Below are 25,972 nucleotides of genomic sequence, written 5' to 3'. Positions count from 1 at the left end.
GCGTTTCGCAGCGCCGGCGCGTCACCTCAAAGACGCCGGCGAAAACAACCCGAGGCCCCGCCGTGATGGCAGGCCAAGCGCGGCGTCGGGGGAGTGATATGGTCCGAGCCGCGCGTTCATTGTCTGACTTGAAATCTCGTCTTCTAGCCGGCTGCCTTTCGGCCGCGCTGGCGGCCACGGCCTCGACGGCCCTGGCCGAGACCGCCGGCCCCGTGGACGTGCCGGCCGGATCGCTGGATGCCACCCTGACGAGCCTGGCCGGCCAGACCCGCCAGCAGATCCTCTACAAGGCCGAGCTTGTCGCCAACCGCCGCGCGCCCGCGGTCAAAGGGGTGCTGACCTCGGAGGACGCCCTGCGCCTGGTGCTGCAGGGCACGGGGATCACCGTGAAGCGCACGGGCCCGAACGTGCTGGTCCTGCAGGTCGCTTCGGCCAACGATGCGGGAGACGGGGCAGGCCGCCCTTTCGGCGGTGACGGAGCGTCAGACCTGGGGGGCGTCGGCGTGGGTAGCGTCCAGGCGGCGCTGCTCGACGAAGTGACGGTCACCGGCTCGAACCTGCGCGGCGTCCCGCCGACGTCGCCGTTGATCGTCCTGGACCGCGACGACCTCGAACGGACGGGTCAGACCACCATCGCCGACGCGCTTCGGGCCCTGCCTTCGAACTTCGGTGGCGGCGCCGGTGAGTCGTTCGGGGTGGGCGCCGACAAGCTCTCGCGCAACGGATCGTTCGGCGCTGCGCTGAACCTGCGCGGCCTCGGCAACAATGCCACGCTCGTCCTCATGAACGGCCATCGCATCGCCGGGTCGGGCAGCTTCGCGGATTTCGTGGACATCTCCAGCATTCCGGGCGCGGCGGTCGAGCGGGTCGAGGTGCTGCTCGACGGGGCCTCGGCGCTCTACGGGTCCGATGCCGTCGGCGGCGTGGTGAACTTCATCATGCGTCGTGACTTCGAAGGGGCGGAGACGCGCCTGCTGGCCGGCACATCGACGCAGGGCGGCCGGAGCCAGGCGCAGATCGACCAGACGTTCGGTCGCCGCTGGGACGGGGGCGGGTTCATCGTCGCCTACGAGCTGCGGCGCCAGGACGACCTGCGGGGCGGCCAGCGGCCGTTCGCCGGGAATGCGGACCTGCGTCCCCTCGGCGGGACCGACCAGCGGCTGACGTCCGCCTTCCCCGGCAACGTGCTCCTGCCCGATCCCGTCACCCGTGCGCTGGTTCCGACCTACGCCATCCCCGCCGGCCAGAACGGCGTGGGCCTGCGGCCCGGGGACTTCATCCTGGGCGCACCCAATCGCTACAACCAGCGGCAGGGCGGCGACATCCTCCCGAAGCAGACCCTGAACTCGGTGTACCTCGCCGGCCACCAGGGGCTGGGCGGGCTTGAACTCGCCGCCGACGTGCGCTTCGCCAGCCGGCGCTACAAGAACACCAACGTTCCGCGCCCGGCGACCTTCACCGTCGGCCGCGGCAATCCGTTCTATGTCTCGCCGATCGGGGCGGCGACCCAGTCGATCTCCTACACCTTCGCCAACGACGTTCCGAACCCGACGGCCTACGGCACGTCGGACACGCTGGCCGGAACGGTCTCCGCAAAGCTGGAGCTGCCTCGGGGCTGGCGCTCGGAAGCCTATGGCGCCTTCGCCCAGCAGCATGACGAGAACCGGGGCGGCGGCGTGGTCAACTCCGTCATCCTCAACGAAGCGCTGGGCAACACGCCGGACAATCTCGCCACCGCCTACAGCGCCGCGCTCCACGGCCATTTCAATCCGTTCAACGGCATGGCGGGCGGCGGCAACGCGACGGCGCTCGCCTTCATCAACTCGGGAACGATCCTGGCCCGCAGCCGGGACCGGGTGACATCGGTGAACGTCCAGGCCGACGGACCGCTGTTCCGCCTTCCCGCCGGACAGGTGAAGCTCGCGTTGGGCGCGCAGGCGCGGCGCGAGGCCTTCACCTCCGAAAGCAGCATCTACGTGGCCACCACGTCTCCGACGCGGAGCTCGAGCCTCGACCTGGACCGCACGGTCACCGCGGCGTTCGGCGAGCTTCAGGCGCCCCTGTTCGGGCCGGACAACGCACGGCCGGGCCTTCAGCGGCTGGAGCTTTCGCTCGCGGCGCGGGTCGAGCGCTACGAGAGCTTCGGGACGACGGTGAACCCCAAGGCGGGCCTCCTGTGGTCGCCGGTGTCGGGGTTGATCGTCAGGGGCACCTACGGCCGTTCGTTCCGAGCCCCTGCGCTGCGCGAAGTCGCCGACCCGGCCGTCTTCAACCCGCAGCTCCTGGCGCTCGGAACGGGCCGCGTGGTCACGCTCACGCTGTCCGGCGGCAACCCGGACCTGAAGCCGGAGACAGCCGACTCCTGGACGGTCGGCTTCGACTGGAAGCCCGAGGGCGTTCCGGGCTTGGCGCTCAGCGCGACGGGCTTCGACGTCCGCTTCAAGAACCACATCGAGAAGCCCGTCTCGGCGAACCAGGCGAACGCCCTGCAGGATCCGACGCTATCGGCCTTCGTGCGGCGGATTTCTCCGGCGACCTCGGCGGCGGACCTCGCCTTGATCCAGCGCCTGCTGGCGGATCCGGCGCTCAGCAACGCGACCGGCACCTTTCCTGCGGAGCAGTACGGCGCGATCCTGGACAATCGCTACGTCAACAGCGCGACCTTGCATGTCCGCGGGATCGACGTCTCCGCCCGCTACCGCTTCGACCTGGGCCAGGACACGATCGCGCTCGCCGCGAACGCGACCTATATGCTCAGGTACGACCAGCAGCTCACGCCGACATCTGCGGTCGTGGAGCGCGTCAACCGGATCAATTTTCCGACCCGACTGCGCGGTCGGGCGACCGCGGACTGGACCCGTGGCGCGCTGACGCTCGGGGCCGCGTTCAACTACGTGAGCCGCTACCGCGATGACCTGGGTGTCCGCATCGGCGCCCAGCCGACCTTCGATCTGCAGGTGCGCGTGGCCCCGCCGAAGCGCGGCCCTGTGGCCGGCGTCGCGGTGCTCCTGAACGTGCGCAACGTCTTCGACCGGGACCCGCCCTTCTACAACAACAGCCTAGGCATCGGTTACGACGGCGCCTCCGGCGATCCGGTGGGGCGCTATGTCTCGCTGCAGCTGACGCGCGCTTGGTGAGACCCGGTCATGCGCCAGCTCCTGGCAGCGGCCGCGCTCGCGGTCGGCTGCGTTGCGTCCCAGCCCCCCGCCGCGGCGAAACCTTTCACCGTCGAAGACCTTCTCCAGGTCGAGACCCTGGGGGCGGCCGCCTTCGACCCGCACGGCCGTCACCTCGTCTACGAGGCGCGCGACGCCTATGCGACTGCATCGCGCTTCGACAGCGATCGAGGGGTTATGCATGGCCTCAGTCGCCTCAGGGTCGTCGCCACCGACAAGCCCGGGCCGGGACGTCCGCTGCTCGCGGGCGACCCCGCTGGCGTCCTGCTCGGCGACTTCTCGCCCTCGGGGGACAGGCTGGCGGTGTATCGAGTGATTGGGCCCACGTGGCGGCTGGGCGTCGTGACGATGTCGACCGGCGCGGTTCGGTGGCTCCCGATCACACCGCAGGGCGACACGCGCGGCCGTGCGCTGCAGTGGCTGGATGACCGCCGGCTCCTGGTGCTCGATCGCCCGGATGGACGCGGACCGCTGGTCCTGCGCCAGGGTTCGACGTTCTCGCGGGAGCTGACGCGCCGATGGGAAGCCGCCGCCACGGGGGCGGGCGCTCACACCGCCTACGGCAGCGGCGCGCATCTCGGCGTCCGCACGCGGGCCTTGAACCGCCTCTTGCTTGTCGACGCTCGAACGGGCGACCAGGACGTCATGGCGCACGGCGAGTTCATCGACCTGGAGGTCTCGCCCCAGGGCGATCGCGTGGCCCTGCTGCAGAGCGGGGAAGACCTTCAGTCCCAAGGCGAAGCGCCCGTACGGGGTCCCGCGGGTTCCGAGACCGAGGCGACCTGGCTGTCGATCCTCGATCTGCGCACGGGTGAAACGCGGCGGCCCTGCGCCGCGTGCGATGTCCTTCCACAGTTGCTCGCGTGGTCGCCGAGCGGCCAGCGCCTCCTCGTGTTCACGCGCGGGCGCCACCAACTCTGGACAGACGGGCGATTTGCCGAGGTGGACGTCAAGACCGGCGCCGTCCGGGTGATCGGCGAACGCGTGCAGCCCCGGTTCGACCTCAATCCCGTGACGGTCTGGACCGCGTGGATGGGCGAAACGCCGCTGGTCTTCGGGCGGCTGGCGAGTGCAAACGCCGGCCGGGACGACTGGTTCGCGCTCGCCGACGGGGCGCCGCGCAACCTGACGAGCCGCCTGCCCCCGCCCAGCCGCAGCGCCCGTGTCGCAGGGCGCGATCATCTGTGGGTTTGGGCGGGCGACCGGGCGTGGCGTGTCCGTCGTTTCGGCGACGTCATCGCCGCTGCGCCGGGATTGAGGGTGGCGGCCCTGCCGGATCGCCGGGTCGGAGGCGGTGGCCGCCTGGCGCGTGCGCCGGCGCTGTGGGTGGCGGCGCAGGACGCCTCGGGCAAGCCAAGCCTCACGCGCCTCGGAGCCGAGGGACCGACCGCGGCGGCGCTGGGCGCGCCCGCGGGCGGCGCGTGGGAGGCGGCAGCGCCCGGCGGCGTCCTCCAGCGCGCCACGGACGCCCATGGCGTCGAGACACTCGCCCTATCGGTTGGCGGACGGAGCAACCCGACAGCCGCCGTCAACCGTGGCTGGGCGGCGCGCGATCCCCCAAGGATCGTCCAAGTACGCCACCCCGGTCCGGTCGGGGAGCCCGTGGTCAGTTGGGTCTTTCTGCCCACGGGCTCTCCGGCGAGAGGCCCAGCCCCCCTAATAGTGCGCGCCTATCCGGGCGCGACCTATCCGGCGCCGCCGCAGGAGACGCCGGGCCGGCCCGAATTCTACCAGAACATCCGTGTGCTGACCGGCCACGGCTATGCCGTCCTCGTTCCGAGCCTGCCGAACCCAACGGGCGGGATGACGGAGCCGGCGCAGGGGTTGGCCGAGCGCATCCTGGCCATTGTCCAGGCAGCGATCGACGCGCCCGAGCTGGCCGACAAGGTCGATCCGACCCGCATGGCCATCATGGGCCACAGCTTCGGCGGCTACGCCGCGATGATCACGGTCGCGCAGACGGACTGCTTCGCGGCGGCGGTGTCCCTGAACGGCGTGAGCGACCTGGTCGGCTACTGGTCCACCATCCCGCAGCACCTGCAGCTGGACTCCGAAATCGCCTACTGGAGCAACTGGCACACTGGCGTGGTGGAGCGCACGCAGCCGGAAATGGGCGCCCCGCCCTGGCGCGATCCGGCTCGTTACATCCGCAACAGCCCGCTGTTCCTGGCGGACCGCATCCAGACGCCCCTCCTGCTGATCCACGGTGCGCAGGACGGCCTGTCGGCGGCCCAGTCCGAAGCGATGTATTCGGCCCTGTTCCGACAGGGGAAGGATGCGCTTTACGTCGTCTACTGGGGCGCCATGCACGCGCCCTCGTCGCCGGGCGACATCCGCGACGTCTACGCCCAGACGTTCCGCTTCCTCGACGCGCACTTCGCCGGTGTTTCTACAGGCGGCGTGGCGCCGTCCGCGAGTCCGGGACCCGCGTCTGCCAATGGCGCACCCAGGCCTCTGTCGAAACCGCCCAGAGGATGTCCGAGGGCTTCGCCGCCCAGATCAGGTGCTCCGGGCTGAGCGCCAGCTCGAGACGGGCGCGGTCGAGCACGCCCGCCTCAGCAAGGCAGCCGTCGAGCAGGTAGGGTCGCAGCCAACCCAGGCTGTTGGCGATGAGCCGGGCGAAGTAGACCGTCACGATGCCCTTGGCCCGGCGGTTCAGGACGCACTCGGGCAGCCGGTCGGCGAAGACGCTCCGGGCGAACGCCCGGTCGTAGCTCGAGCCCGCAAGGGCGGGCGTCGGGATCCGCAGGGCGTGCTCGAGCACAGGCTGGGCGAAAAGGGGGTAGAGGACATCCGCTTCGTGCCGCCGGCGGCTCGGGCCCTCGTTCAGGAAGAACCGGGCAAGCGCGTGGATGTGCAGCTGCTTTCCGGGCCCAAGCCCGCAGTTCTCCGCCTCACGCAGCCACTTGGGCTTCAGGTCGGCTGTGGCGGCGCGCACCTCGCGTGAGATCAACGACGACCAGAGACCCTCGACCGGCGGCGCCCGGCCAACCGCTTCGGCGCGAGCGGACCGAAGGACCTCCCACACCGAGCGCCGGGTGCGGCGCGCGACGTTCGCCAGGACGGGGTCCCGAAGGACCGACCAGCCCTTCACCCGCCAGGCGTCCGCGACGATCCCGGCGCCGGCCATCTGCATGAAGACGGCGTCGCCGCCCTGGCCCGAGATGATCGCCTCGGCGCCGGTCTCCCGAATCCGCTCGATCTCGTCGCGGTCCCATTTCGGATCCACGGCGTTCGCGGAAGGGCGCTGCTCGCGCGCGAACGCCTCCAGGTCGCTGAGGTCCAGGGCCGAAGGCTCGTGCTGCCGTTGGACGAGGGGGAGCCCGGCTCGGGCCGCGACGGCGGTCGCATACGCCTGCTCGTCCGACTCAGGCCGTCCGAACGCGATGTTGATGGCCTCGACGATCCGGGAGGTCCGGCCGGTGGTGTGGAGGGAGCCGGCGATGATGGCGGAGTCCAGGCCGCCGGAGACCTCAAGGATCGCGCGGTCGTAGCCGCCAACCAGCGACGCGGCGCAGGCGCTGACGCGGGCGCGGAGCTCGTCGGCCGCGGCGTCGAGATCATCGATGGGATTGCCGGCGAAGGCCGAGGGGCTCCACACGACGTCCGACATGCCTGTGGACCCAAGTCGCAACGCCTCCCCCGGCTGCACCGCGACAACGTCATCCACCAGCACCTGGGTCGCGCAGACCGCGGGCTTCGCGACGAAGTCGGCGATCCTGTCCCAATTGAGTAGCGGCCACCGCGGCCCTACGCCGGCCGGCAGGCCCGTCATCGCGGATCCGACCACTTCGAGTCCGTCGCCGAGCGACCAGGCGAAGCCGGGAAGGGCGCCGCTCGGATCGCGGTAGACCCAGGTTTCGCCGCCGCGAGCACTGGCGACCAGCGCGATGTAGCGGCCCCACCGACGCCGGCTGAGCTCCGCGATCAGCTGTCGTGGCGTGGCGTCGGGAAGCTCCCGGCAAGGCGGCGCCCCGGGCATGGGGAACGTGGCGCCGATCAGCACACCGCGGTCGCCATCGATCGCCTCCAGGCTCAAGGGCGCGTGGGTCGACGTCCAGACACGAAGGCCGGCGGCCGCATGGGCCAAGCCCCAGTCGGAGGTCGCGGCCAGGGCTTCCCCGAGCTCCCGCACGCGGCTGGCGGCGCACGCCGACTCCAGAGGCCATGACAGGGCGAGGAAGGCGGCGCGCACCGTCACAGGACCATGATCGGCGTGAAGGCCCGGATGCGGTCCGGTTCGTCGTCGAGGACCAGTTCCTCGCACTGCAGCCAGCAATGGGCGTGGAAGGGCCAGGTTCTCACGCCGAAGACCCACAAGGCGTCGTGGCCCTGACGGCGCAGGAGGCGGAGGAGCATGAAGGCGCGAAGCAGGCACTTGGCGCTCGTCGGCGCGAACGGCGCCCAGCGATGGAACGCGTCGACCGTCTCCACCAACTGCTCGCTCACGGCGGGCGGTCGCGTGCGCTGAGCCCGCCCGGCGTCGACGATCTCTTTGAAAGGCCGCCCGCGATAGGCCGCGAGCATGTCGGCGACGGCGACGGCGATCTGCATCCCATCGCGCAATGTCGGGACGCCGTAATGGTCGCGCAGGGCGCTCTTCGCGGGGGTGGCGAGGGGGCGCGGCTGCGGCGTCGCGTACGAGTTGGCTGGCGATGACGAAGCCTGAACCAGGCCCGCTTCGAGAAGGTCCTGCGCCATTCCCGGGTCGGTCGCATAAAGGGCTCGGCGGCCGGGCTCGAGCGGAGCCCGGTGCTCGCCTTCGGGCAAGCAGACGTAGGCGTCTCGCTCGACGTCGAGGAAGACGAGATCGCCGTTCACGCCAACGGCGTGGACTTGGTCAGCGAGAAACAGTCTCTTGGCCATCCGAAGCGCCGGTGACCCGTCCCGACGCGCAAACGTCGGGACGGGCGCAGGCCTTATTCCGGCAGGCCGTCGTCGGGCTGGCCTTCGGCGTCGCCGAAGTAGCCGGCCTTCGTGGCGAGCTTGGCGCCGCCCAGGCAGATGAGACGGCTCGTCGGGATCGACAGATGCTTGGACATTGTAGTCTCCTGCTTCAGTGAATGCCGCGTTTGCGGCAGAAGCAGTTCGCGCCCCGGTTGTGCTATATTCAAACTATATCGACTCTATAGTGTCGGCCGCGTCCAGCGCCCTGATCAGGGCCGCCGCGACGCCGATTCGGCGGGCGAAGAAGGCGTTGAGCGCACTGCGGACCGTCTCCGTCGCGCCGCTCGACATGACGTTCAGGAGCTGACCGAACTCCGCCGGCAGGCCGTGCAGGACGCGGGGCTCGGCGGCGCGCAGCGGCGCGAGCTGATCCTGCAATCGACCAAGATGCCGCGCCAACGGCGGGCTTGAAGCCGACGCGAAGACCCGGAACAGCCGCTCACTGGCAGGCACGAAGGCCGCGTCCGGCGGTGTCTCCGGGGCCGTGGGGACGAGCCGGTCGAGGTCGAGAGGCGGCAGCGAAGATCGCTCGTCTTCGCAGGCGATCAGCAGCAATTCCAGCTCGAGGCGGAAGAGCGCGATGAGATCCTGTTCGGCAAGGCTTTGAACGAAGAAGCCCTGCCCGCGACGATCCAGCAGCAGACCTTCTCCGGCCAGCCGGGAGAGCGCTTCGCGCACGGGGGTCTGGCTGAGGCTCAAACGTTCGGCGATGTCGTTGGCCGTGAGCCTGGAGCCCGCACTGTGGACGCCTGCCCGCAGTTCTTCCCTCAGCGTGTCGAGAGCGATCTTGAATGAATCTGCGCGCTTCCTCGTCATGGGGTACTCCGGAACAAGGCCGCAGACTGAAGCCAAAATCCGGATCATGTCGAGATGTCACGACGACGATGATTGATAACACGACAATAATCGTCGGACATTCCGACAAGACGCGTCGGATCAGACGGCAAGTTAATCATGAAACAACAAGAAGTATCACAACTAAACTTGGTTCAGGCGCGGAATGGCGTACAGATTGCGGGCCAGTGCCTTCCCGACCTGTGCATGGATCGCCTTTGACGGATTGACGACGACCTAGGGCTGCTCTGAGGATGCGCCGAAATGTAAGGTTGTTGGTGTGGTTCGGGCGATGTCGCGTTCGAGTTCGAGAAGGCCGCGTGAGCGCGACGAGGGCCTGTCCTGCGTCCTGAAGTCGATCCGGAACCACCGCAGGCTGACCGTCCAACAGGTGGCCGACCGCATGGCGCTGAACAAGCGCACCTACGAGCGGTTCGAGGCCGGCGAGGGCTTCCTCAAGGTCGACAGGATCTTCGCCTTCGCCCGCGCCACCGACAGCGATCCCTACGCCAACTGGGCCAGCGTGAAGATGGGCGCGCCAGACTTCGCCATCGCCTGCATCGACAGCAAGCTTTTGCTCCTCTGCGTCGCTCACGCCCGCGAGCTCTTCCTCCAAGAGGGCGCCGACCTCGCCAACCTCCAGGCCGCACCGATCGTGGAGGCGCTGAGGGTGGCCTTCACCATGCTGAGCGCAGAGCTGGACCGCAGCCGCAAGGCCGCGAGCCGCTGGCTCGGCGATCCAGGCGACCCCGGCGATCCGAAGGCGGAGGACTGATCGTCCGTCCCGAGACCGACACCTTTTGTCGGTCCATCCGACAATCAACGTCGGAAAACATAAATAAAAACAAAGAGTTGGAACGATATCGCACCGATCATCGTTCTGACGCCAGTGGAAGCGTCGGTGCAATTCCAAAGATGAGTGGCCTTGTCAGTCGTCTCACGGCCGTGGCCCTTGGCGCCCTTTCGGGGCTGCAGGCCGCGACCCAGTATGTCGCCTGGTCGTTTCGCTACGCGTCGCCGCTCGGCGATGGCCTCCCGCTCGCAGATCACGCCAGGCTCTACGCGCCGTGGTCGGTGCTCCACTGGCGCGCCGAGTTCCTCAGCGAAGGTCCCAGGGTGTTCGCGGGCGCGGGCGGGCTCATGATGCTCGGCTTCGTCCTGGGCCTCGGCGCCTGCATGCTCCTCGAGCCCACGGCGGGACGGCGCCGTGCGCGGGGGTGGGGCGCTCATGACGAGGCGCGCCGAGCAGGCCTCACCGCGCGCACAGGATGCGTCCTCGGGGACCTCGGCGGACGCCTCCTGGTGACGGCGGACCTGCTGCCCACGCTGGTGACCGGCGGCACGCGCTCCGGCAAGGGCCGCGGTCACGTCGTGCCCAGCCTGCTCTGCTGGACCGAGAGCGCCATGATCCACGACCCAAAGGGCGAGCTGTGGCGGGTCACCGCCGGGTGGCGCGCGACGTTCTCGCACGCGCTCCGCTTCAACCCGCGCGATCCCGCTTCCGTGCGCTGGAACCCGCTGGCCGAGATCCGCCCCGGCGCGGGCGAGCTGGCGCAGGTCCAGCGCCTGGTGGCGATCCTGTCGGACCCCGGGGGCGTGCGGGACGAGGAGGCGATCTGGGACAAGTCGGCGTCCGAGATCCTCGAAGCGGTGATCCTGCACGTCCTCTATGCCGCCGAGGACGAGGCCAAGACCCTGCTCAAGGTGCGCGAACTGCTGGCCGATCTCGACGATGCGGCTGACGTCATGCTGCGGACGCTGCATCGGCCCGGCCCCGACGGCGAGCCCGAGACCCACCCTTTCATCCGGACCGCCGTCAAAGGCTACGCGGCGATGCACGACCGCTTCCGGACCTCCGTCCAGGGGACGGCGCGGTCCTACCTGAAGTGGCTGGCCGGCGAGGACGTCGAGCGCGCCTTGTCCGTCTCCGACTTCGCGGTCGGCGACCTGATGTGCGCCGACGCGCCGATGAGCCTCTACGTCCAGGTGGCGCCCGCCGACGCCTCGGCGTTGAAGCCGCTCGTGCGCCTCTTGTTCTACGCCGCGGCGCAGTCGCTGACGGCCCACGAGACTTCCGACGCCGCCGGCCGGCCCAAGCGGCACAAGCTGCTCATGGCCATGGATGAGTTCCCGCTCCTGGGGCGCGTCGAGTTCTTCGAGAAGAGCCTTCGGCTGATGAGCGGCTATGGGCTCAAGACGATGTTCGTCGCCCAGAGCCTGAACGACATCGTCGAGACCTATGGCGTCAACAACACGATCCTCGACAACTGCCATGTCTTCACCGCCTTCGCGGCCCTGGATCCCCTCACCCAGGAGAAGGTCTCCCGCCTGACCGGGACGATCGGCGAGACGCGGACGACCCGCAGCCATCCCGCGGCGTTCGCGAGCGGCCACGGCTCGGTCTCCCGCTCCGAGATCGAACGGCCGCTTCTCGAACCCGGGGAGATCCGCGCCCTGCCCGATGACGAGCAGCTCGTCTTCGTCGCCGGTCACCGGCCCTTCCGCTGCCGCAAGGTGCGCTACGACCAGCGCTCGCCCTTCCGCGAACGCGCCGCAATCCCCGCCCCGGACGGAGCCGTGCTCGATACGCCGGGTTGTCCCGCCCACCCCTGGGCCGGGGTCCGCGCCCTGGGCGAGGACCGGACCGCGAGCCTCCCCCTGTTCAAGGAGGTCGCTGGCGCGATCGACGAGAAGAAGGCCGCGGCCAAGGCGGCGCAGATCTACGGGCGGGTCGCCGAGGAATTCGCGGCGCAGGAGGCCGTCCTCGACCAGTTGCAGGAGCATCGTCATGGCAAGAGCGGCTGAGCGGCCGACGCCGCGCGTCCAGGTCTATTTCGAGAACCCGAAGACGGAGCTCGCCCTGCGGCGGGAGGCCCGCGCCAACCGGCAGACCCTGAGCCGGGCCGCGGAGAGCGCCATCGCCCGCGGCCTGCAGCGCCGGCCGGGCGCCGACCCCGACGACCGCCTGCTGGCCCTGGAGCGGGCGCTGCGCGACCACATGCGCTCCAACGCCCGCGACATGACGATCGTCCAGGAACTCCTCGTGGAGTTCGCGCGCGCCTTCTTCACGCGGTTGCCGGACGCCCCGGGAGACCACGATCCCCTCGTCCGGGCGGCCGTGGAGGCGCGCATCGAGACGCTCCTGGACGCCGCCGCCGCGCGGATCGTCGCCGGCCGGCGCCCCGACGGCGAGGCGGCGCTGGAGGCGCGCAGCTTCGCGGCGGCTGCGGAATGAACGCCGAGGCGGTGGCGCTGGCGCGCAAGCGCGAGGCGCTCGACCACGCCCTCGGCCCGGCGATCCTCGCAGCGCTGGCCGAGCCGCGCGTGGTCGAGGTCCTGGCCAATCCGGACGGACGCCTGGTGGTCGACCGGCTGGGGTCCGGCCGGACGGACAGCGGCGCGGTCTTGCCCGCGCCGTCGCGCGAGCGGGTGATCCGCCTCGTCGCTGATTATGTGGGGGAGCCGATCACCCGCGACGATCCCCGTCTCTCCGGCGTGCTGCCGAGCGGCGAGCGCTTCCAGGGCTTCCTGCCGCCGGTCTGCGCGCAGCCGGCGTTCTCCATCCGCAAGCGGCCGGCCGTCATCTGGGGCCTCGACGACTATGTCGCCTCCGGCGTGCTGGGCTGCGGCCAGGCCGACACCTTGCGCGCGGCCATCGAGGGCCGGCGGAACATCCTGATCTCGGGGGGTACGGGGTCTGGGAAGACGACCCTGGCGAACGCCATCCTGGCCGAGCCGCCCTTCGCGAACGACCGGGTCTTCCTGATCGAGGACACACCGGAGCTGAAGTGCGCGGCCTGGGACTTCGTGGCCGTCCTGACGCGCCGCCATCCGCGTCCCATCACCGTCGCGGATCTGGTGCGCGACGCTCTGCGGATGCGTCCCGACCGCATCGTCGTGGGCGAGATGCGCGACGGCGCCGCGGCGCTGGAGGCGCTGAAGGCCTGGAACACCGGCCATCCGGGAGGTGTCTCCACGATCCACGCCAACTCCGCGCGGGAATCGCTCCTGCGGCTGGAGGATCTGCTGGGCGAGGTCATGGCGCAGAACCCGGCCCGCGTGATCGCCCAGGCCATCGACCTCATCGTCCACATCGCGCGGCGTCCCGACGGGCGCACCGTCGAACCCATTCTGGTCCTGGATGGGATCGATCCGGACGGAGGCTATCGATTTCGCGCAGGCGACTAGGGGCAATCCCCATGGTCGCGACCCCAAGGCGGGTGCGCCCGGTCCGCCGCGAGGATCGGCGGCAGGTTTGGACGCCCGGGCCGGCGCCCTATGGTGAGGCCATCCGCCATGTACGATTCCCAACTCATCGAACGAACGTGCGGCCCGGACGCGGCCGCCTACGCCCGGAACAAGCACCGCGGCGGGCGGAACAACGCCAATGGCGCAACCTTCGAGACCTACTACGCCGCGGCCCGGCTCACCGAGACGCTCGCGGACGCGCTGGCGGTCGGGGACGACGGCGCGACGACATCCATCTACGCCCAGCAGCTTTGCTTCATCGACGACCTGATCATCGACCGGCCGACCGGCCGCCGCCTGAGCCAGCTGAAGAGCGGCGCCGCCAGCTGGACCGGCGGCGACCATCCGCTGGCCGACGATTTCCGGCTGCAGGCGGCGCTCGACGCGGCGGCCGGGGTGGCGGCCGCCTACGAGCTCGTGGTGGCGCGCGCGGACCTGCGCGACGCGCTCGTCGCCGCGCGACCCGACGACCTCGATGTCGAGGTGGTGCGGTTCGCGTTCGACGCGGAGCTCGACAGCCTGCTGGCCGCCAACCCGGCGCTGGTCGCGGCAATCGACAGCATCTCGATCCAACTGCCCCGGCCGAGCGTGCGGCGCCAGGTCTTCAAGGCCATCCTCGCGGCCTGGGTGAGCTGGACCGGCGATCCGAGCCTGGCGGCCTTCGCCGTGCACGCGGCCGAGGCGCCCGGGCCCGTGGTCGCCGTGCTCGGGCCGGAGTATGAGCTGCCGGCGGAGGTCGCCGAGCATCTGGCCGCGCTCGGGATGGACATCAAGATTCGGAACAAGCACCTTTACTATCGATTCGGTGGACTCTCCGGCTACTCCGCCTTTCGTGGCGGCTCGCCCGAATCCGCCGCATTCGAGCGCTATGTCGTCGAGCGTCGGCCCGCCGACGTCTACGAGGTGGTCGTCGCCTTGCGAGGGGTTTCATGACGTTGCGGACGTCGTTGATCGACGCGACCCTACTGAACGCCGCCCGCGAAACCCTGACGGTTGTCCAGAGCAAGTCCACGTCCGTGCGCGACTACCGCGCAGCGATGCAGCAGCTGGGCAGCTATCTGGGCGCGGCCATGGCGCGATCCGAGATCCGCAGGGGCGACGTCGTCTGCCTGGGCATGACGGTGGAGGACGCCGACTTCCTGGGACGCGGCGCGGTGAAGAGCCTCGAGGACGCTGGCGTGAAGGTCTCGGTCGCCTGCTTCTGGAACGAGCGCGGGGACGCCTTCGACCTCGACTGGGCGGACATGGCCCCGGTCGTTCAGCAATACCGCGAGCCCGCGCCGGAACGGATCGATCACCTGGTGATCCTGAAGTCCGTCATCTCCGGCGCGTGCGTGGTTCGCAGCAACCTCGAGTACCTGTTCGACGAGGTGAGCCCCCGCCGCGTCCACGTGGCCGCGCCCGTCATGTTGGATGGCGCAGATGCGCGTCTCGAGAAGGGTTTCTCGAAGGAGCTCGCGGAGCGCTTCGAGTACTGGACCTTCGAGGTCGATACGGTGCGCACCGACGCGGGCGAAATCGTGCCCGGTATCGGCGGCGAGATCTACGAGCGGCTCGGCCTTGGGCCCAAGGCGACCAAGAACGCCTTTGTCCCGGACCTCGTGAAGGAACGGGCGCCGCAAGCCGCCTAGCTGCACGGGGCGGCCGCTGACGCGCCCGCTCGCGACCTGCACCAATAGACGAGGCATGCCGACGGTTGACCTGTAGGCGCTGCCGGCCCGCCCCCTGCCGGAAGTCTCTTTGCGACTGCGCTGGCGCACGCGGTCCAGAGGGACTCCAATCCTCTCGATGAATGACACGTCGTCGGCAAGTCACCAACAACCCGTGCAAAACTCGCAGAAACGTCATCGATGACTTACAGTCAACTTGCGTGTAACGCAGTGAAAAAGTTGCACATCTTCCTGTTGACAACCTGAATTCAGATACGTTTTGATTGCAATCAGAGCGCGAGATTGCGCCGAGGATTGCACGGATGCGCAAGGTATACTTACGCGGCCTCTCGGCCGCGACGGCCCTCTGCGGCCTGGTGGTGAGCGGCCCAGCCTTTGCCGGCGGCGCGGGGATGCCCTGGGAGGGGCCCCTCCAGCAGATCGTGGAGTCGGTCACCGGCCCGGTCGTCCAGGCCGCCGCGGTGTTCGCCGTCGTCATCTTCGGCGCCGGCATCGCCATGAGCGAGAGCGGCTCGGGCATGCGCCGCGGCATCGGGATCCTGTTCGGCCTGTCGATCGCCTTCGCGGCCTCGACCTTCTTCCTGGACTTCTTCGGCTTTGCCGGCGGGGCGGAGATCGGGTGATGGACACACGCCTGCACCGCGAGGGCTGGGAGCTGCCGATCGCTCAGGGCCTGTCCGAGCCGGTCCTTTTCGCCGGCATGCCCCGCGACTACGCGATCCTGATGGGCACCATCGCCCTCGTGCTGGGCCTCGCCCTGCGGATCTGGTGGCTGGGCCTGCTCTGGTGGACCCTGGCCCACGCCCTTGGCCTCGTCGTGGCCCGGACCGACAAGCGCTTCTTCGACGTGCTGCGCCGCCATCTCGGCCGCGCCGGCCACCTGGACGCGTGAGGCCACCGTGCGTTTCCTGGAAGAGGCCCGCCGCCGCCCGGCCAGTCTCGCCGACCACCTGCCATGGGCGGCGCTGGTCGCCCCTGGGATCATTCTCAACAAGGACGGCTCGTTCCTCACCGCCCTGCGGTTCCGCGGCCCCGACCTGGAGTCCTCGACCGAGGACGAGCTGATGTCCGTGCGGGCGCGCCTCAACAACGCCCTGCGGCGGCTGGGCACGGGCTGGTGTCTGCATGTGGACGCCTGCCGCCGGCCCGCGCACGCCTATCCCGCCTCCGAGATGCCGGCCGCCGCCGCCTGGCTTGTGGACGCGGAACGACAGGAGGCCTTCGACCGCGCCGAGCCGGCCTATGAAACCGACTACCACCTCTCGCTGACCTGGCTCCCGCCTGCCGAACAGACCCGGCGGGTCGAGCGGCTGCTGTTCGACGGCCTTGGTCGCGCGGACCGCGGCTGGCGCGCGGCGCTGGACGTCTTTCAGCGCGAAGCCGACGCCGTCCTGGATCTGCTCGGCGACACCCTGCCGGAAGCGGCGCGCCTGGATGACGCAGCCCTGCTGACCTGGCTGCACGCCTGCGCCTCCACGCGCGCCCATCCGGTTTCCCCGGCCGAGGCGCCGGTCTTTCTTGACGTGGCGCTGGCCGACGAGCCGCTCGTGGGGGGCCTGGCGCCGCGCCTCGGCGCGCAATCGCTGAAGGTGGTGTCCGTCCGCAGCCTTCCCGCCGCGACCCGGCCAGGCTTGCTCGACGCCTTGTCGACCCTGCCGTTCGCCTACCGCTGGAGCGCACGCTGGATCGGCCTGGACAAGGCCGACGCCGAGCACGAGATCGTCCGGCTGCGCAAGCGCTGGTTCGCCAAACGCAAGGGGGTGGGCGTCCTCCTGCGCGAGGCGATCACCAAGGAGGAGGTCCCACTCCTCGACACCGACGCCGCCGGCAAGACCGAGGAGTGCGACGGCGCGCTGGCGGCGCTGGGCGCGGACGCCTGCGCCTTCGGCTACCTGACCCTCGCGGTGACCATCCTCGACCCCAACCCGGCGGTGGCGGCGGAGAAGGCGCGCGCGGTCGAGGCGGCCCTCAACGCCCAGGGCCTCGTCGCCCGCACCGAGGAGCTGAACGCTGTCGAAGCCTGGCTCGGGACCTTGCCCGGCGAGGCCTACGCCGACGTGCGCCGCCCGCTCGTCAGCACCCTCAACCTCGCCGACCTCCTGCCGGTCTCGGCGGTCTGGGCCGGGCCTGCCCACGACGCGTGCCTCGCGGGCCCGCCGCTGGCGGTGGCCCGCACCACGGGCTCGACGCCGTTCCGCCTCGTGCTGCACGTCGGCGACGTCGGCCATGCGATGGTCGTGGGCCCGACAGGCTCGGGCAAGAGCGCCCTTCTGGCGTTCCTGTCCCTGCAATGGCTGCGCTATCCCGGCGCCCGGGTGGTCTTTCTGGACAAGGGGCGCAGCGCCCGCGCCGCGACCCTGGCCGCGGGCGGAAGCTGGCGCGCGCTCGAGCCCGGCGCGGACCTTTCCCTGCAGCCGCTGGCGCGCGTCGACCACGCCGTGGAGCGGGCTTGGGCGGCAGAGTGGGTCGCCGACGCCGTGCGCAGCGCCGGCGTCCCGATCACGCCCCGGCTTCGCGAGGAGGTCTGGTCGGCGCTGGGCGCGCTCGCCGAGGCGCCGCCCGCGCAGCGCTCGCTGACCGTCTTCTGCGCCCTGGTGCAGGAGCGCGCCGTGGCGGCCGCGCTCGAACCCCTCACCCTGAAGGGCCCGCACGGCGCGCTCCTCGATGGGGCCGCCAGCGACCTCGGCGTCGGCCACTTCGACACCTTCGAGCTCGAGCAGCTGATGTCGACGCGCAGCGTGCTGGGTCCGGTGCTGTCGGCGCTCTTCCACGAGCTGGAGCGCAGCTTCGATGGCCGCCCGACGCTGCTGGTCCTGGACGAGGCCTGGCTGTTCCTCGACGACACGGCCTTCGCCGCCAAGATCCGCGAGTGGCTGAAGACCCTGCGCAAGCGGCGCGTCGCCGTGGTCTTCGCCACCCAGTCGCTGGAGGACGTCGCCGCCTCCTCGATCGCCGCCAGCCTGATCGAATCCTGTCCGACCCAGGTCTTCTTGCCGAACCCGCGCGCCCTGGAACCGGCCTCGGCCGAGCTCTACGCCGGCTTCGGCCTGACGCGCCGCCAGCTGGAGCTGATCGCCTTCGCCACGCCCAAGCGCGCCTACTACTGGCGCCAGCCCCAGGGGCGTCGGCTCTTCGACCTCAAGCTCTTCGGGGCCGGCCTGGCGTTCTGCGGCGCGTCGTCGCCCGAGGACCAGGCCCTCATCGACGAGATCCTCGCCCGCGCCGGCCCCGAGGGGTTCGCGCGCGCTTTCCTCGCAGCCAAGGGATTTGCACATGTGGACGCGCTCTTCGACGCGGTCGCGGCCCCGCCGGTCGCCGCGGAATAGGTGGCTGGCGGCCGTAGCCCCGCTGGCGCTGGCGCTCTCGGCCTGCTCGGACCCCAAGCCGGCCCAGGCCCAGCAGGTGGTGTTCGATCCGAAGAACCACCTCGAGAACGCGCTGCAGGCGGCGCGGCAGCTCGAGAGCCTGACCAACGAAGCCAGGATGCTGGCCAACCAGGCCCGCGAACTCGCCACCTCGCCCTACAGCCACCTCGCGGAGACCTCCTCGACCCTTCGGGACATCGGGGAGCTCGCACGCACCGTGAAGGGCGTCGCTTCCGACCTCGATACGCTGCAGACCGACTTCGAGAGGATCTACCCGGCCACCGTGGACGGCCTGGATCCCCGCCGCGCCCTGGAGCAGGCGCGGGCCCGCAACAGCCAGGCGCGGGAGACGGCGCACGATCTCGCCCGCACCGCCGCCGTACTCGAGCGGCTGAGCCGCGGGCGCGGGGGCCGCCTCGAGGGTGCGATCAACGCGAGCCAGCGCGCCGATGGGCAGACGGCGGCGATCCAGTCCTCCACCCAGGTGCTGGCGGTCCTCGCCGAGGATCTCGGTTCCATGCGCACCCTGCTGATGGCGCAGTCGCGGATGTTGGCGGCGGAGAGCGCCCGGCGCGCTGCCGACCGGGCCGCGGGCGCCGAGGCCCGCCGCCAGTTCTGGGGCCGCGCACCGACCACGATCCAGAACCCCGACTTCGATCCCTACACGCCGTCGAGTCGGTGAGGCCGCGTCATGGCCGACGTGAGCATGCAGACGCCGAACGACCTGATGACGGTGTTCTCGAACACCGTCTCAGCGGGGTTCGCGGCGCTCCAGGGTCCCGTCAATGGCGTTTTCGGGCTCATGATCGCCCTCGTGGTGGCGCTCACCGGTATCCAGTGGGCGCTGTCATCGAACCGCGAGGTGCTGGCGAGCGGCTTCGGAAAGGTGCTGCTGATCGGATCCTTCGCCTATCTGATCAACGACTGGGAGCGGCTGTCGCTGGTGATCCAGGCGGGGTTCGTCGACCTCGGACTCCGGGCCGGCGGCGGCAATCTCTCCCGCGCCGATTTCCTGAACCCCGGCGCCATCCTCCAGCAGGGCTGGGACATCGTGAAGGCGCTCGGCGAGACGCCGGCCTTCGGCGAGAACCCGCTCGATGTGGTGGGCGCCTTCACCGACGCCCTGATCCTCGGCCTGGCGATGATCGGCATCATGATCGCCTTCGCGGTCCTGGCGTTGCAGATCATCGTCACTCTGCTGGAGTTCAAGATCGTCACCCTGGGCGGCTTCGTCCTGCTGCCGTTCGGGATCTGGTCGAAGTCCTCCTTCCTGGCGGAGCGACCGCTCGGCTTCGTGGTGTCGTCGGGCCTCAAGGTGCTGGCGCTGGCCATCGTCGTCTCGGGCGCGCGTTCGGTCTTCGACCAGCTGCAGCCCTCCGCCAACCCCGACCTCTACGAGGCCCTGGCGATCCTGGCCGCCTCGCTGCTGCTCGCCATGCTGGCGCTGTTCATCCCCAACCTCGCCGCGGCGCTGGTGACCGGCGGCCCGGCGCTGGGCGCTGGCGCCCTCGCCTCCGGCGCCCTGGCGGTGGGCGGCGCCGCGGTGGGCGCCGTCGCCGGCGCGACCGGCCTCGGCGCCGCAACGGCCAATGTCGCCTCGCGCTTTCGCGCGGCGGCCGGCGCCATGAGCGGCCGGACGCCGCCTGCCGGAAGGGCGCCCCCAGGGGCGTCGCCCGGCGGCACGCCGCCTTCGGCCGGTCCGGCGCCGCGAGGTCCTGGCGGCAGCGGCGGCGGCGGCGGCGGCGCGCCGTCTCCCGGCGGGGCTCCGGGCCTCGACGAAGGCACGGTCCGACCGACCGCGCGATCGACCCCCGCTTCCCCCGACGCCAGCAGTCCGGCGCCGTCCGAAGCGACCCCCTCGGCGCCGGCCGACCCGGCGACCGATGGCGCCACGCCGCGTCCTTCCGAAACCCTCGCGAAGGAGAGTGACGCGGCGCGGCGCGACTTCCACCGCGCCGCGCAAGACAGGGACCACGGCCCGCAGGCCCGGCCGCGGAGCGGTCGCGGCGCGGCCCTGCAGGCCTTCTTCGTGGCCAACGCGGGCCGCGCCCTGCTGCCCGGAAACGAGACCTCCGGCGCGATTTCTCCGCAGCTCCGCGACGAGGAAACCTGAGCGATGCACCCGTTCTTCCGACCCAAGCGCCCCTTGTCCGCCGCCCCCGTCGCCACGCCCTACCAGCGGGCCGGCCAGATCTGGGACGAGCGCATGGGCCTCAGCCTGGCGCACGCCCGCAACTGGCGGCGGATGGCCTTCGCCAACTTGGGCGTGGCCGCCTTCCTCGGCGCGGGCTGGTGGATGCAGGCGCAGCAGGCCGTGGTCCGGCCGTTCGTGGTCGAGGTCAGCCAGTGGGGTCAGACGCAGAGGATCACGGCGCTCGACGGCCGCTACGAGCCGACTGAGGCCCAGGTGGGCCATGCGCTGGCGGCCTGGATCCGCAATGTGCGCGCCAAGCCCGTGGACCCCGTGGTCATCCGTCAGAACTGGCTCTCGGCCTATGACTTCGCCACGCCGAAGGCAGCGAGCTTCCTGAACGCCTGGGCCCAGACCCACGACCCGTTCGCGGAGATCGGCCGCGAGGCGGTGAATGTCGAGATCCTGAACGTCGTGCGCCGCAGCGCGCGGACCTATGACCTCCAGTGGCGCGAGACCCGCTTCGTCAACGGCCAGCAGGCCGGGCAGGAGCGCTGGCGGTCCCTGATCACCTTCAAGCTGGAGCCGCCGAAGACGGAGGCCGAGCTGCTGAAGAACCCTCTCGGACTTCGCATTGAGGACGTGTCATGGACCCCCGACGCCTCGTAATCCTCGGCGCCGTCGCACTCGCGCTGGCGGGCTGCCAGCACCTCCCGCGGCTGGTCGGGCCGAAGCCCGCCGCCGGTGCGCCGCTCGCCGTCCCGGCGCCTCCAGCGGCGGCCACGCTCACCGCGCCACACGAGGCCCGCGACGTCGCGTCCGGCGAGACGCCGGCTGCGGCCGTCGAGGCCGACGCGCGTCCGCCCCGCGCGTTCGCCACCATGGCGCCGATCCCCAACCCGGGCCGGGCCCCACGGTTGCACAGGCCCCGCGGAGGCGCAGCGCCGCGCGATCGCGCGACAGCGCCGCCGGCGCCGCCGAGCGGCCGCGCCGCGATCGCCGCGGCGAACCTCTCCGCCCGCGAGACCTCCCGGGCGCGCGCCTTTCTGGGCGGCGTGCAGGTGTTCGCCTACGACCCCGGCCGGGTCTACGAGGTGTGGACCGCGCCGCTGCGGGTGACGACCCTCACGCTCTCGCGCGGCGAGACGGTGATCTCCAAGGCCGCGGGCGACACGGTCCGCTGGCTGATCGGCGAGACGGTGTCGGGCGAAGGACCTGACCAGCGCACCCATGTGATGATCAAGCCGCTGGTCCGTGGGCTCGAGACCAACCTGGTCCTCGCCACCAACCGCCGCATCTACCTGCTGCAGCTGCGCAGCGGCGAGGCCAACGCCTTCAACACCGCGGTCACCTGGGACCTGGGATCGGTGCTGGACGCCGCGATGCCCGCCACGGCGACCGCCTCTCCGGCGCCGGCCACCCTGGTGGAGCCGCAAGGGCCGCTCGATGCAGGCTTCCGGATCAAGCCCAGGGGCCGCCCCCCGGCGTGGACGCCGTCGGCGGTCGCCACCGATGGCGTGCGCACGTTCCTGAGCTTCCCGCCCGGCGTCATGGCCGCCGAGGCGCCGGCCCTCTTCGTCCTCAGCCCCTCGGGCGATCCGCAGCTGGTCAACTACCGCCAGCAAGGCGCCCTTTGGGTCGTCGACCGAGTGCTCTCCGCCGCCGAACTCCGCGTAGGCGGCCGGCGCCCGCAGGTGGTGCGGATCGAGCGCACGGGAGGGGCGTCGTGAGCGAGACCGTGACCGGCGGGCCCGACGCCCCCCTGCCGAAGACCGCCATGCCGCCGCTGGACGCGCGCGCGCCACGTCCCGCGGTCGTGCGGTTGCGGCGCGGGGTGGTGGTGGGGGCGGTGATGGCCGGCGCCGGCCTCGTCGCCGGCTCCCTGGCCTGGGCCTTTGTCGTCCAGCCCGACCTGCGGGCGCGAGCCCATGACGCCAGGCTGGAGGGGCGGCCGGCCGAGACGCGCGGCGCGGTGCGCCCGAGTGATCGGGTCACCGACGGGCCGGCCACCTACGCTGACCTGGACCGCCTCCCCGACCCACGCGGCCCAGGGAAGCCGCAAGCCGAGGAGGCGCCCACGACGGCAACTGCCAGGCGGCCGGCGCCACCGCCACCGCGCGCGACGCCTGCGGGCCTGGCCGGTGACGCCCGCGGCTCCGGGCTGTTCTTCGCGGCCAATGCCGGACGCGCCGCCGCGGTGTCCGGGGAGGCCGCCGATCCGGGCCGCGCCGACCTCGCGGCCGTCTACAACGCCCGCCCGCTGCTGGCTCCGATCAGTCCGTATGAGGTCAAGGCCGGGACCGTGGTGGCCGCGGCGCTCCTTACCGCCCTCGACACGACCCGCGGCGGCCCGGTCACGGCGAGCGTCACCGAGAACGTCTTCGACACCGTCACGGGCCGCCACCTGCTGATTCCGCAAGGCGCGCGCCTCATCGGCCGCCACGAGGGCGAGAGCCGGCATGGCGACAAGCGCGCCTTCGTGGTCTGGGAGCGCCTGATCCTGCCGAACGGCAAGAGCCTGATCCTGCCGAAGGAGCCGGGCGTCGATGCGGCCGGCGCGATCGGCGTGCGCGGCGCGGTGGATCGCCGGCTGGGCTCCCTGGCGATCGCCACGCTGTTCGCCGGAGCCATCACCACCTTGGGACAGGCGGCGCGCGACCGTGACGACACGGCGGGCGGCCTCCTCGGCGACGCCGGCGACGCCGCCGCGATCGAGGCCGCGCAGATCGGCGGAAAGCTGATCGACCGCGAGCTCGAGGTGCGTCCCTCCATCACCCTTCGGCCGGGTTCGCGCGTGCGGGTCTTCGTGACCCGCGACCTGGTGCTGGAACCATACCAGCCATGACCTTCGCCCCACTCGCCTGCGGTCTCCTGGCCCTGTCCGCCGCGGGCCTGGCGGCAGCCTGCCTGCGCGCATCTCCCGTCCTGATCATCAACGAGTCCGCTAGCCTGCCGAAAGGCGTCTACCGGCTGACGGGCGAACCGCCCGCGCTGGGCGCCATCATCGCCTTCCAGCCGCCGCCCGAGGGCCGCCGTTACCTGGCGCGGCTCGGCGCGGGGCCCCACGCACGCCTGCTCAAGCGGGTGGTCGCCACGGAGGGCGATGTGGCCTGCCGAACGGGCGGTCGCCTCACCTGGCCCCGCGGCTCGGCGCTCGCCCTGGCGCAGGACCGTCGAGGGCGAGACCTGCCCCAGTGGCAGGGCTGCCACCGGCTCGGCGCCGGCGAAGTCCTGGTGCTCGGCGACACCCCGCTGAGCTTCGACAGCCGATACCTCGGGCCGGTTCAAGCGGACGAGGTCCTGGGCGGCTACAGGGAGGTCTGGCGATGGTGAACCTTGGAACCTTGGGCGCACTGGTCGCCCTGCTGGCGGGCGGGGCCTGCGCGGCCGAGCCGGACTGGCGCCGCGCCGGCGGGGACATCTTCGCCGTCGCTGCGTCGGCGGCGGCTCCCGGTCCCGAAGAGGCCGGCCCGCCGCAGCTTGCCCCGCTCGCCCAGCCGCTCCAGGCCGCCGTCGAAGACGCGGCGGCGCGGCACCGCCTCGACCCGAAGCTGCTCCATGCGCTTGTGGCTGTGGAAAGCTCATACCAGGTCCGCGCCATCTCACCCGTTGGCGCGGGCGGGCTGACCCAGCTCATGCCCGCGACCGCCCGTGAGCTCGGGGTCGCGGACCGGTTCGATCCCATCGCCAACCTCACCGGGGGCGCCGACTACCTGGCCCGCCAGCTGGTCCGGTTCGGAGACGTGAGGCTCGCCCTGGCGGCCTACAACGCCGGGCCCGAGCGCGTGGCCCGCCTGGGGCGGGTCCCGAATCTTCCCGAGACCCAGGCCTATGTCGCCGCTGTGGTCGATTGCTACCTGGCGCTCACCGCGGGACGCGCGATCCGAACCCGCGGCGATTGTCGGAGGGCGAATCCATGATCTCCTCCGAGCCGGAAACGACCGCAACGCGCGAGCACGACGAAGACCTCCTGACACGTGCAGAGGCCTCTGCCTACCTCTCCCGCTTCAACGTCCGCATGAAGCCGGCCACCCTGGCCCGCATCTGGTCGGTCGGGCAGGACGGCCCGCCGTGCCGTCACATAAGGCGCAAGCCGTTCTATCCCCGCGGCGAGCTTCGCGCCTGGGCGCTGCAGCAGCGGACGGGCCTGAGAGCCTCGCGCGCGCCGGGGGCCCCCGTCCAGGAAAGCGACCGGTGAACGATGTCGAACTGGAAGGACTTTGTCGATCCTGACGCGCGTGGCGGGCGCTTCCTGCCGTGGAAGGAGGTCGCCCGCGCCACCGGCCTCAGCCGCACCACGGCCTGGCGCCTTCAGAAGCGCCACGAGTTCCCCGCGCCCTACGCCATCTCGCCGGGGCGGGTCGGCTACCGGGAGGACGAGGTCGAGGCCTGGCGTGTGTCGCGCGACCACAGTGCGGCGCGGGCCTCAAGGCCAACTCAGGCTACGGCTCCGGGTGGCGCGGCGATCTCAGAGCCCGCCCTCGCTGCAAGGTCCCGAGATACCGGGCCGTCGGAGGCGGCGTGCCCCAACAGTGGGTCCGCGCCGCCGCATCTCGACCGCAAATCTGACCCGCGCCCGGTACAGTCGGCCGCGGGCCTCGCGCCGCGCAAGCCCGCACTGCGTCGGCGATCGCAGCACGCCCAGGCCATCGCCCAACAAATGCGGTTCGACTTCTGACGCCGGACGACGGCTCGGGCCTGTCGCGGCTCGAGGCCTCGCTCGTCGGCGGCTTGAGCGATTGGTCCGCATCGCAACGCCTTGTCGACAATGGCCGGTCGCAGGCTTCTTGCGGCTTGGGTCGGTGGGGTCGGGAAACCGAGCCCGGGGAGTAGGGACGCCGTCTCAGTGTTCATCCCGACCGGCGTCGGGCGGACCGCGCCGGGACTGCCAGCGATCCTGCGGGACACTGTGCCTGCGGCGGTGCTGGAACCCGCCACCGGCTCAACCTCGTCGCCGGCCCGACCCTGCTGGCGCGCCTCCCCGCCGGCGCCCGGCGACTCGACGGGCCTGCTGCACGGCCTGGACATCGCCCTCGTTGGCCTCGACCCGACTGGCGCTCACCGCCTTCGCCGATCGAAAGGCCCTCGACCGGCGCGGCGCCAGGAAGATGGACCGGATCCTGCCGTGATGACTTGCCGGAGTTGAGGTGTCATCACCCGACAAAACAATCACCAAAAGGCACAAGGCGGGCAGACAACGCTTTTGCACACTCGATTAAGTCAGGCGTAAGGTGTCCGCAGTCGTCCATCCCGCCGGCGCCCGACATCGAAAGCGCCCCCACCGCTTGGCCTTGGGCATCGTGGACTGGCACCGCGACGCAATACAAGTCCTCCGCGGCTTCGGCGCGATCAAGAGCGTAGCCTTGAACCCGCACTTGGTTGAGTTCTTCTCGGATCATCTCAGGTTCAGTCAGTGTGTTCGCTGTCATTGGGATAAATGGCCCATCGTCCAGATATCTATCCAGCATTTCTGGGGGAAGGTGAGCGAGAAGGACTTTCCCGATACCGAGCAGTCACCGTCAGGCCCTCGGTCCTGTTCGGCCGATGACGTGGGCGGCCTGGAGGCCAAGCGAGCCCCGGGTTGTTCCGCTCCGTTAGCTG

24 protein-coding genes and 1 pseudogene are annotated in these 25,972 nt (G+C 71.0%); 20 read left to right on the top strand and 5 right to left on the bottom strand.

Translation table 11 applies throughout. From position 1 onward, the window contains the following. The first annotated feature begins 128 nt into the window (after positions 1–128). Both EPN98_RS12870 and EPN98_RS24530 read left to right on the top strand, forming a co-directional pair. A complete protein-coding gene (locus EPN98_RS12870) occupies positions 129–3,137 on the top strand; it encodes a TonB-dependent receptor (protein ID WP_293363139.1) in 3,009 nt (1,002 codons plus the stop codon). Positions 3,138–3,146: 9 nt separating this feature from the next. Beyond that, a pseudogene (locus EPN98_RS24530) lies at positions 3,147–5,546 on the top strand (prolyl oligopeptidase family serine peptidase); the annotation flags it as partial. A 19-nt stretch (positions 5,547–5,565) separates the two neighbouring features. Here the strand turns inward: EPN98_RS24530 and EPN98_RS12860 are convergent. The 4 genes from EPN98_RS12860 to EPN98_RS12845 form a co-directional block, all read right to left on the bottom strand. Beyond that, a complete protein-coding gene (locus EPN98_RS12860; RefSeq protein WP_293363138.1) occupies positions 5,566–7,371 on the bottom strand; it encodes an asparagine synthase-related protein in 1,806 nt (601 codons plus the stop codon). Positions 7,372–7,373: 2 nt separating this feature from the next. Further along, positions 7,374–7,997: a lasso peptide biosynthesis B2 protein gene (locus tag EPN98_RS12855; RefSeq protein ID WP_293363136.1), complete on the bottom strand. Its 624-nt coding sequence runs from the start codon at positions 7,995–7,997 to the stop codon at positions 7,374–7,376. A 98-nt stretch (positions 7,998–8,095) separates the two neighbouring features. Further along, entirely contained in the window at positions 8,096–8,218 is a 123-nt protein-coding gene (locus EPN98_RS12850) for a hypothetical protein (RefSeq protein ID WP_257836365.1), read from the bottom strand. 73 nt (positions 8,219–8,291) lie between these two features. Continuing rightward, the gene (locus EPN98_RS12845) at positions 8,292–8,939 is read right to left on the bottom strand and encodes a GntR family transcriptional regulator (protein WP_293363135.1); all 648 of its coding nucleotides are present in this window, start codon (positions 8,937–8,939) and stop codon (positions 8,292–8,294) included. Positions 8,940–9,249: 310 nt separating this feature from the next. Here EPN98_RS12845 and EPN98_RS12840 point away from each other — a divergent pair, with 310 nt between their 5' ends. From EPN98_RS12840 to EPN98_RS12755, 18 genes are all read left to right on the top strand, one after another. After that, positions 9,250–9,732: a helix-turn-helix transcriptional regulator gene (locus EPN98_RS12840; protein WP_293363134.1), complete on the top strand. Its 483-nt coding sequence runs from the start codon at positions 9,250–9,252 to the stop codon at positions 9,730–9,732. A gap of 140 nt (positions 9,733–9,872) precedes the next feature. Beyond that, a complete protein-coding gene (locus EPN98_RS12835) occupies positions 9,873–11,762 on the top strand; it encodes a type IV secretory system conjugative DNA transfer family protein (RefSeq protein WP_293363132.1) in 1,890 nt (629 codons plus the stop codon). After that, complete coding sequence (locus tag EPN98_RS12830) at positions 11,746–12,192, top strand: hypothetical protein (protein WP_293363131.1); 447 nt, start codon at positions 11,746–11,748, stop codon at positions 12,190–12,192. Before EPN98_RS12835 ends, EPN98_RS12830 begins: the two co-directional genes overlap by 17 nt. After that, on the top strand, positions 12,189–13,145 hold the full coding sequence (gene trbB, locus EPN98_RS12825) for a P-type conjugative transfer ATPase TrbB (protein ID WP_293363129.1): 957 nt from the start codon (positions 12,189–12,191) through the stop codon (positions 13,143–13,145). Before EPN98_RS12830 ends, trbB begins: the two co-directional genes overlap by 4 nt. Before the next feature lie 108 nt (positions 13,146–13,253). Then, positions 13,254–14,138 (top strand): hypothetical protein, encoded by an 885-nt coding sequence (locus EPN98_RS12820; RefSeq protein WP_293363128.1) that lies wholly within the window; start codon positions 13,254–13,256, stop codon positions 14,136–14,138. Further along, positions 14,135–14,836 (top strand): hypothetical protein, encoded by a 702-nt coding sequence (locus EPN98_RS12815; protein WP_293363126.1) that lies wholly within the window; start codon positions 14,135–14,137, stop codon positions 14,834–14,836. Before EPN98_RS12820 ends, EPN98_RS12815 begins: the two co-directional genes overlap by 4 nt. Before the next feature lie 341 nt (positions 14,837–15,177). After that, positions 15,178–15,498: a TrbC/VirB2 family protein gene (locus tag EPN98_RS12810; RefSeq protein ID WP_293363125.1), complete on the top strand. Its 321-nt coding sequence runs from the start codon at positions 15,178–15,180 to the stop codon at positions 15,496–15,498. After that, on the top strand, positions 15,498–15,767 hold the full coding sequence (locus EPN98_RS12805) for a VirB3 family type IV secretion system protein (protein WP_293363123.1): 270 nt from the start codon (positions 15,498–15,500) through the stop codon (positions 15,765–15,767). Before EPN98_RS12810 ends, EPN98_RS12805 begins: the two co-directional genes overlap by 1 nt. Positions 15,768–15,774: 7 nt before the next feature. Beyond that, positions 15,775–18,201 carry a conjugal transfer protein TrbE gene (trbE, locus tag EPN98_RS12800; RefSeq protein WP_293363121.1) on the top strand — a complete coding sequence of 809 codons (2,427 nt, stop codon included), beginning with the start codon at positions 15,775–15,777 and terminating at the stop codon, positions 18,199–18,201. Next, positions 18,149–18,922 carry a conjugal transfer protein TrbJ gene (locus tag EPN98_RS12795; protein ID WP_293363120.1) on the top strand — a complete coding sequence of 258 codons (774 nt, stop codon included), beginning with the start codon at positions 18,149–18,151 and terminating at the stop codon, positions 18,920–18,922. Before trbE ends, EPN98_RS12795 begins: the two co-directional genes overlap by 53 nt. Positions 18,923–18,931: 9 nt before the next feature. Further along, entirely contained in the window at positions 18,932–20,353 is a 1,422-nt protein-coding gene (trbL, locus tag EPN98_RS12790; protein WP_293363118.1) for a P-type conjugative transfer protein TrbL, read from the top strand. A gap of 3 nt (positions 20,354–20,356) precedes the next feature. Then, entirely contained in the window at positions 20,357–21,040 is a 684-nt protein-coding gene (gene trbF, locus EPN98_RS12785) for a conjugal transfer protein TrbF (RefSeq protein ID WP_293363116.1), read from the top strand. Beyond that, a complete protein-coding gene (locus EPN98_RS12780; RefSeq protein ID WP_293363115.1) occupies positions 21,019–22,101 on the top strand; it encodes a TrbG/VirB9 family P-type conjugative transfer protein in 1,083 nt (360 codons plus the stop codon). Before trbF ends, EPN98_RS12780 begins: the two co-directional genes overlap by 22 nt. Then, positions 22,098–23,216 (top strand): TrbI/VirB10 family protein, encoded by a 1,119-nt coding sequence (locus tag EPN98_RS12775; RefSeq protein ID WP_293363114.1) that lies wholly within the window; start codon positions 22,098–22,100, stop codon positions 23,214–23,216. Before EPN98_RS12780 ends, EPN98_RS12775 begins: the two co-directional genes overlap by 4 nt. Beyond that, the gene (locus EPN98_RS12770) at positions 23,213–23,704 is read left to right on the top strand and encodes a S26 family signal peptidase (RefSeq protein ID WP_293363113.1); all 492 of its coding nucleotides are present in this window, start codon (positions 23,213–23,215) and stop codon (positions 23,702–23,704) included. Before EPN98_RS12775 ends, EPN98_RS12770 begins: the two co-directional genes overlap by 4 nt. Further along, on the top strand, positions 23,698–24,291 hold the full coding sequence (locus EPN98_RS12765; protein WP_293363112.1) for a lytic transglycosylase domain-containing protein: 594 nt from the start codon (positions 23,698–23,700) through the stop codon (positions 24,289–24,291). The genes EPN98_RS12770 and EPN98_RS12765 overlap by 7 nt, the downstream gene beginning before the upstream one ends. After that, positions 24,288–24,569 carry a hypothetical protein gene (locus EPN98_RS12760; protein ID WP_293363111.1) on the top strand — a complete coding sequence of 94 codons (282 nt, stop codon included), beginning with the start codon at positions 24,288–24,290 and terminating at the stop codon, positions 24,567–24,569. Before EPN98_RS12765 ends, EPN98_RS12760 begins: the two co-directional genes overlap by 4 nt. 3 nt (positions 24,570–24,572) lie before the next feature. Beyond that, positions 24,573–25,049 (top strand): AlpA family phage regulatory protein, encoded by a 477-nt coding sequence (locus EPN98_RS12755; RefSeq protein ID WP_293363109.1) that lies wholly within the window; start codon positions 24,573–24,575, stop codon positions 25,047–25,049. A 475-nt stretch (positions 25,050–25,524) separates the two neighbouring features. Here EPN98_RS12755 and EPN98_RS24525 read toward each other — a convergent pair whose 3' ends face one another. Beyond that, the gene (locus tag EPN98_RS24525; RefSeq protein WP_366558478.1) at positions 25,525–25,875 is read right to left on the bottom strand and encodes an IclR family transcriptional regulator C-terminal domain-containing protein; all 351 of its coding nucleotides are present in this window, start codon (positions 25,873–25,875) and stop codon (positions 25,525–25,527) included. Positions 25,876–25,972 lie beyond the last annotated feature (97 nt).

Source organism: Phenylobacterium sp. (assembly GCF_004299445.1).
In the GTDB taxonomy this organism is placed as follows: Bacteria; Pseudomonadota; Alphaproteobacteria; order Caulobacterales; family Caulobacteraceae; genus Phenylobacterium.
Note: the sequence above shows the minus strand (reverse complement) of the source record. Positions and strands in the feature narration are given on the sequence as shown.

Excerpts from the sequence above, each read along its gene's own strand:
- EPN98_RS12850 (WP_257836365.1), bottom strand. The coding sequence starts at position 8,218 with ATGTCCAAGCATCTGTCGATCCCGACGAGCCGTCTCATCTGCCTGGGC.
- EPN98_RS12845 (WP_293363135.1), bottom strand. The coding sequence starts at position 8,939 with ATGACGAGGAAGCGCGCAGATTCATTCAAGATCGCTCTCGACACGCTG.
- EPN98_RS12840 (WP_293363134.1), top strand. The coding sequence starts at position 9,250 with ATGTCGCGTTCGAGTTCGAGAAGGCCGCGTGAGCGCGACGAGGGCCTG.
- EPN98_RS12835 (WP_293363132.1), top strand. The coding sequence starts at position 9,873 with ATGAGTGGCCTTGTCAGTCGTCTCACGGCCGTGGCCCTTGGCGCCCTT.
- EPN98_RS12830 (WP_293363131.1), top strand. The coding sequence starts at position 11,746 with ATGGCAAGAGCGGCTGAGCGGCCGACGCCGCGCGTCCAGGTCTATTTC.
- trbB (WP_293363129.1), top strand. The coding sequence starts at position 12,189 with ATGAACGCCGAGGCGGTGGCGCTGGCGCGCAAGCGCGAGGCGCTCGAC.
- EPN98_RS12820 (WP_293363128.1), top strand. The coding sequence starts at position 13,254 with ATGTACGATTCCCAACTCATCGAACGAACGTGCGGCCCGGACGCGGCC.
- EPN98_RS12815 (WP_293363126.1), top strand. The coding sequence starts at position 14,135 with ATGACGTTGCGGACGTCGTTGATCGACGCGACCCTACTGAACGCCGCC.
- EPN98_RS12810 (WP_293363125.1), top strand. The coding sequence starts at position 15,178 with ATGCGCAAGGTATACTTACGCGGCCTCTCGGCCGCGACGGCCCTCTGC.
- EPN98_RS12805 (WP_293363123.1), top strand. The coding sequence starts at position 15,498 with ATGGACACACGCCTGCACCGCGAGGGCTGGGAGCTGCCGATCGCTCAG.
- EPN98_RS12795 (WP_293363120.1), top strand. The coding sequence starts at position 18,149 with ATGTGGACGCGCTCTTCGACGCGGTCGCGGCCCCGCCGGTCGCCGCGG.
- trbL (WP_293363118.1), top strand. The coding sequence starts at position 18,932 with ATGGCCGACGTGAGCATGCAGACGCCGAACGACCTGATGACGGTGTTC.
- trbF (WP_293363116.1), top strand. The coding sequence starts at position 20,357 with ATGCACCCGTTCTTCCGACCCAAGCGCCCCTTGTCCGCCGCCCCCGTC.
- EPN98_RS12780 (WP_293363115.1), top strand. The coding sequence starts at position 21,019 with ATGGACCCCCGACGCCTCGTAATCCTCGGCGCCGTCGCACTCGCGCTG.
- EPN98_RS12770 (WP_293363113.1), top strand. The coding sequence starts at position 23,213 with ATGACCTTCGCCCCACTCGCCTGCGGTCTCCTGGCCCTGTCCGCCGCG.
- EPN98_RS12765 (WP_293363112.1), top strand. The coding sequence starts at position 23,698 with ATGGTGAACCTTGGAACCTTGGGCGCACTGGTCGCCCTGCTGGCGGGC.
- EPN98_RS12760 (WP_293363111.1), top strand. The coding sequence starts at position 24,288 with ATGATCTCCTCCGAGCCGGAAACGACCGCAACGCGCGAGCACGACGAA.
- EPN98_RS12755 (WP_293363109.1), top strand. The coding sequence starts at position 24,573 with ATGTCGAACTGGAAGGACTTTGTCGATCCTGACGCGCGTGGCGGGCGC.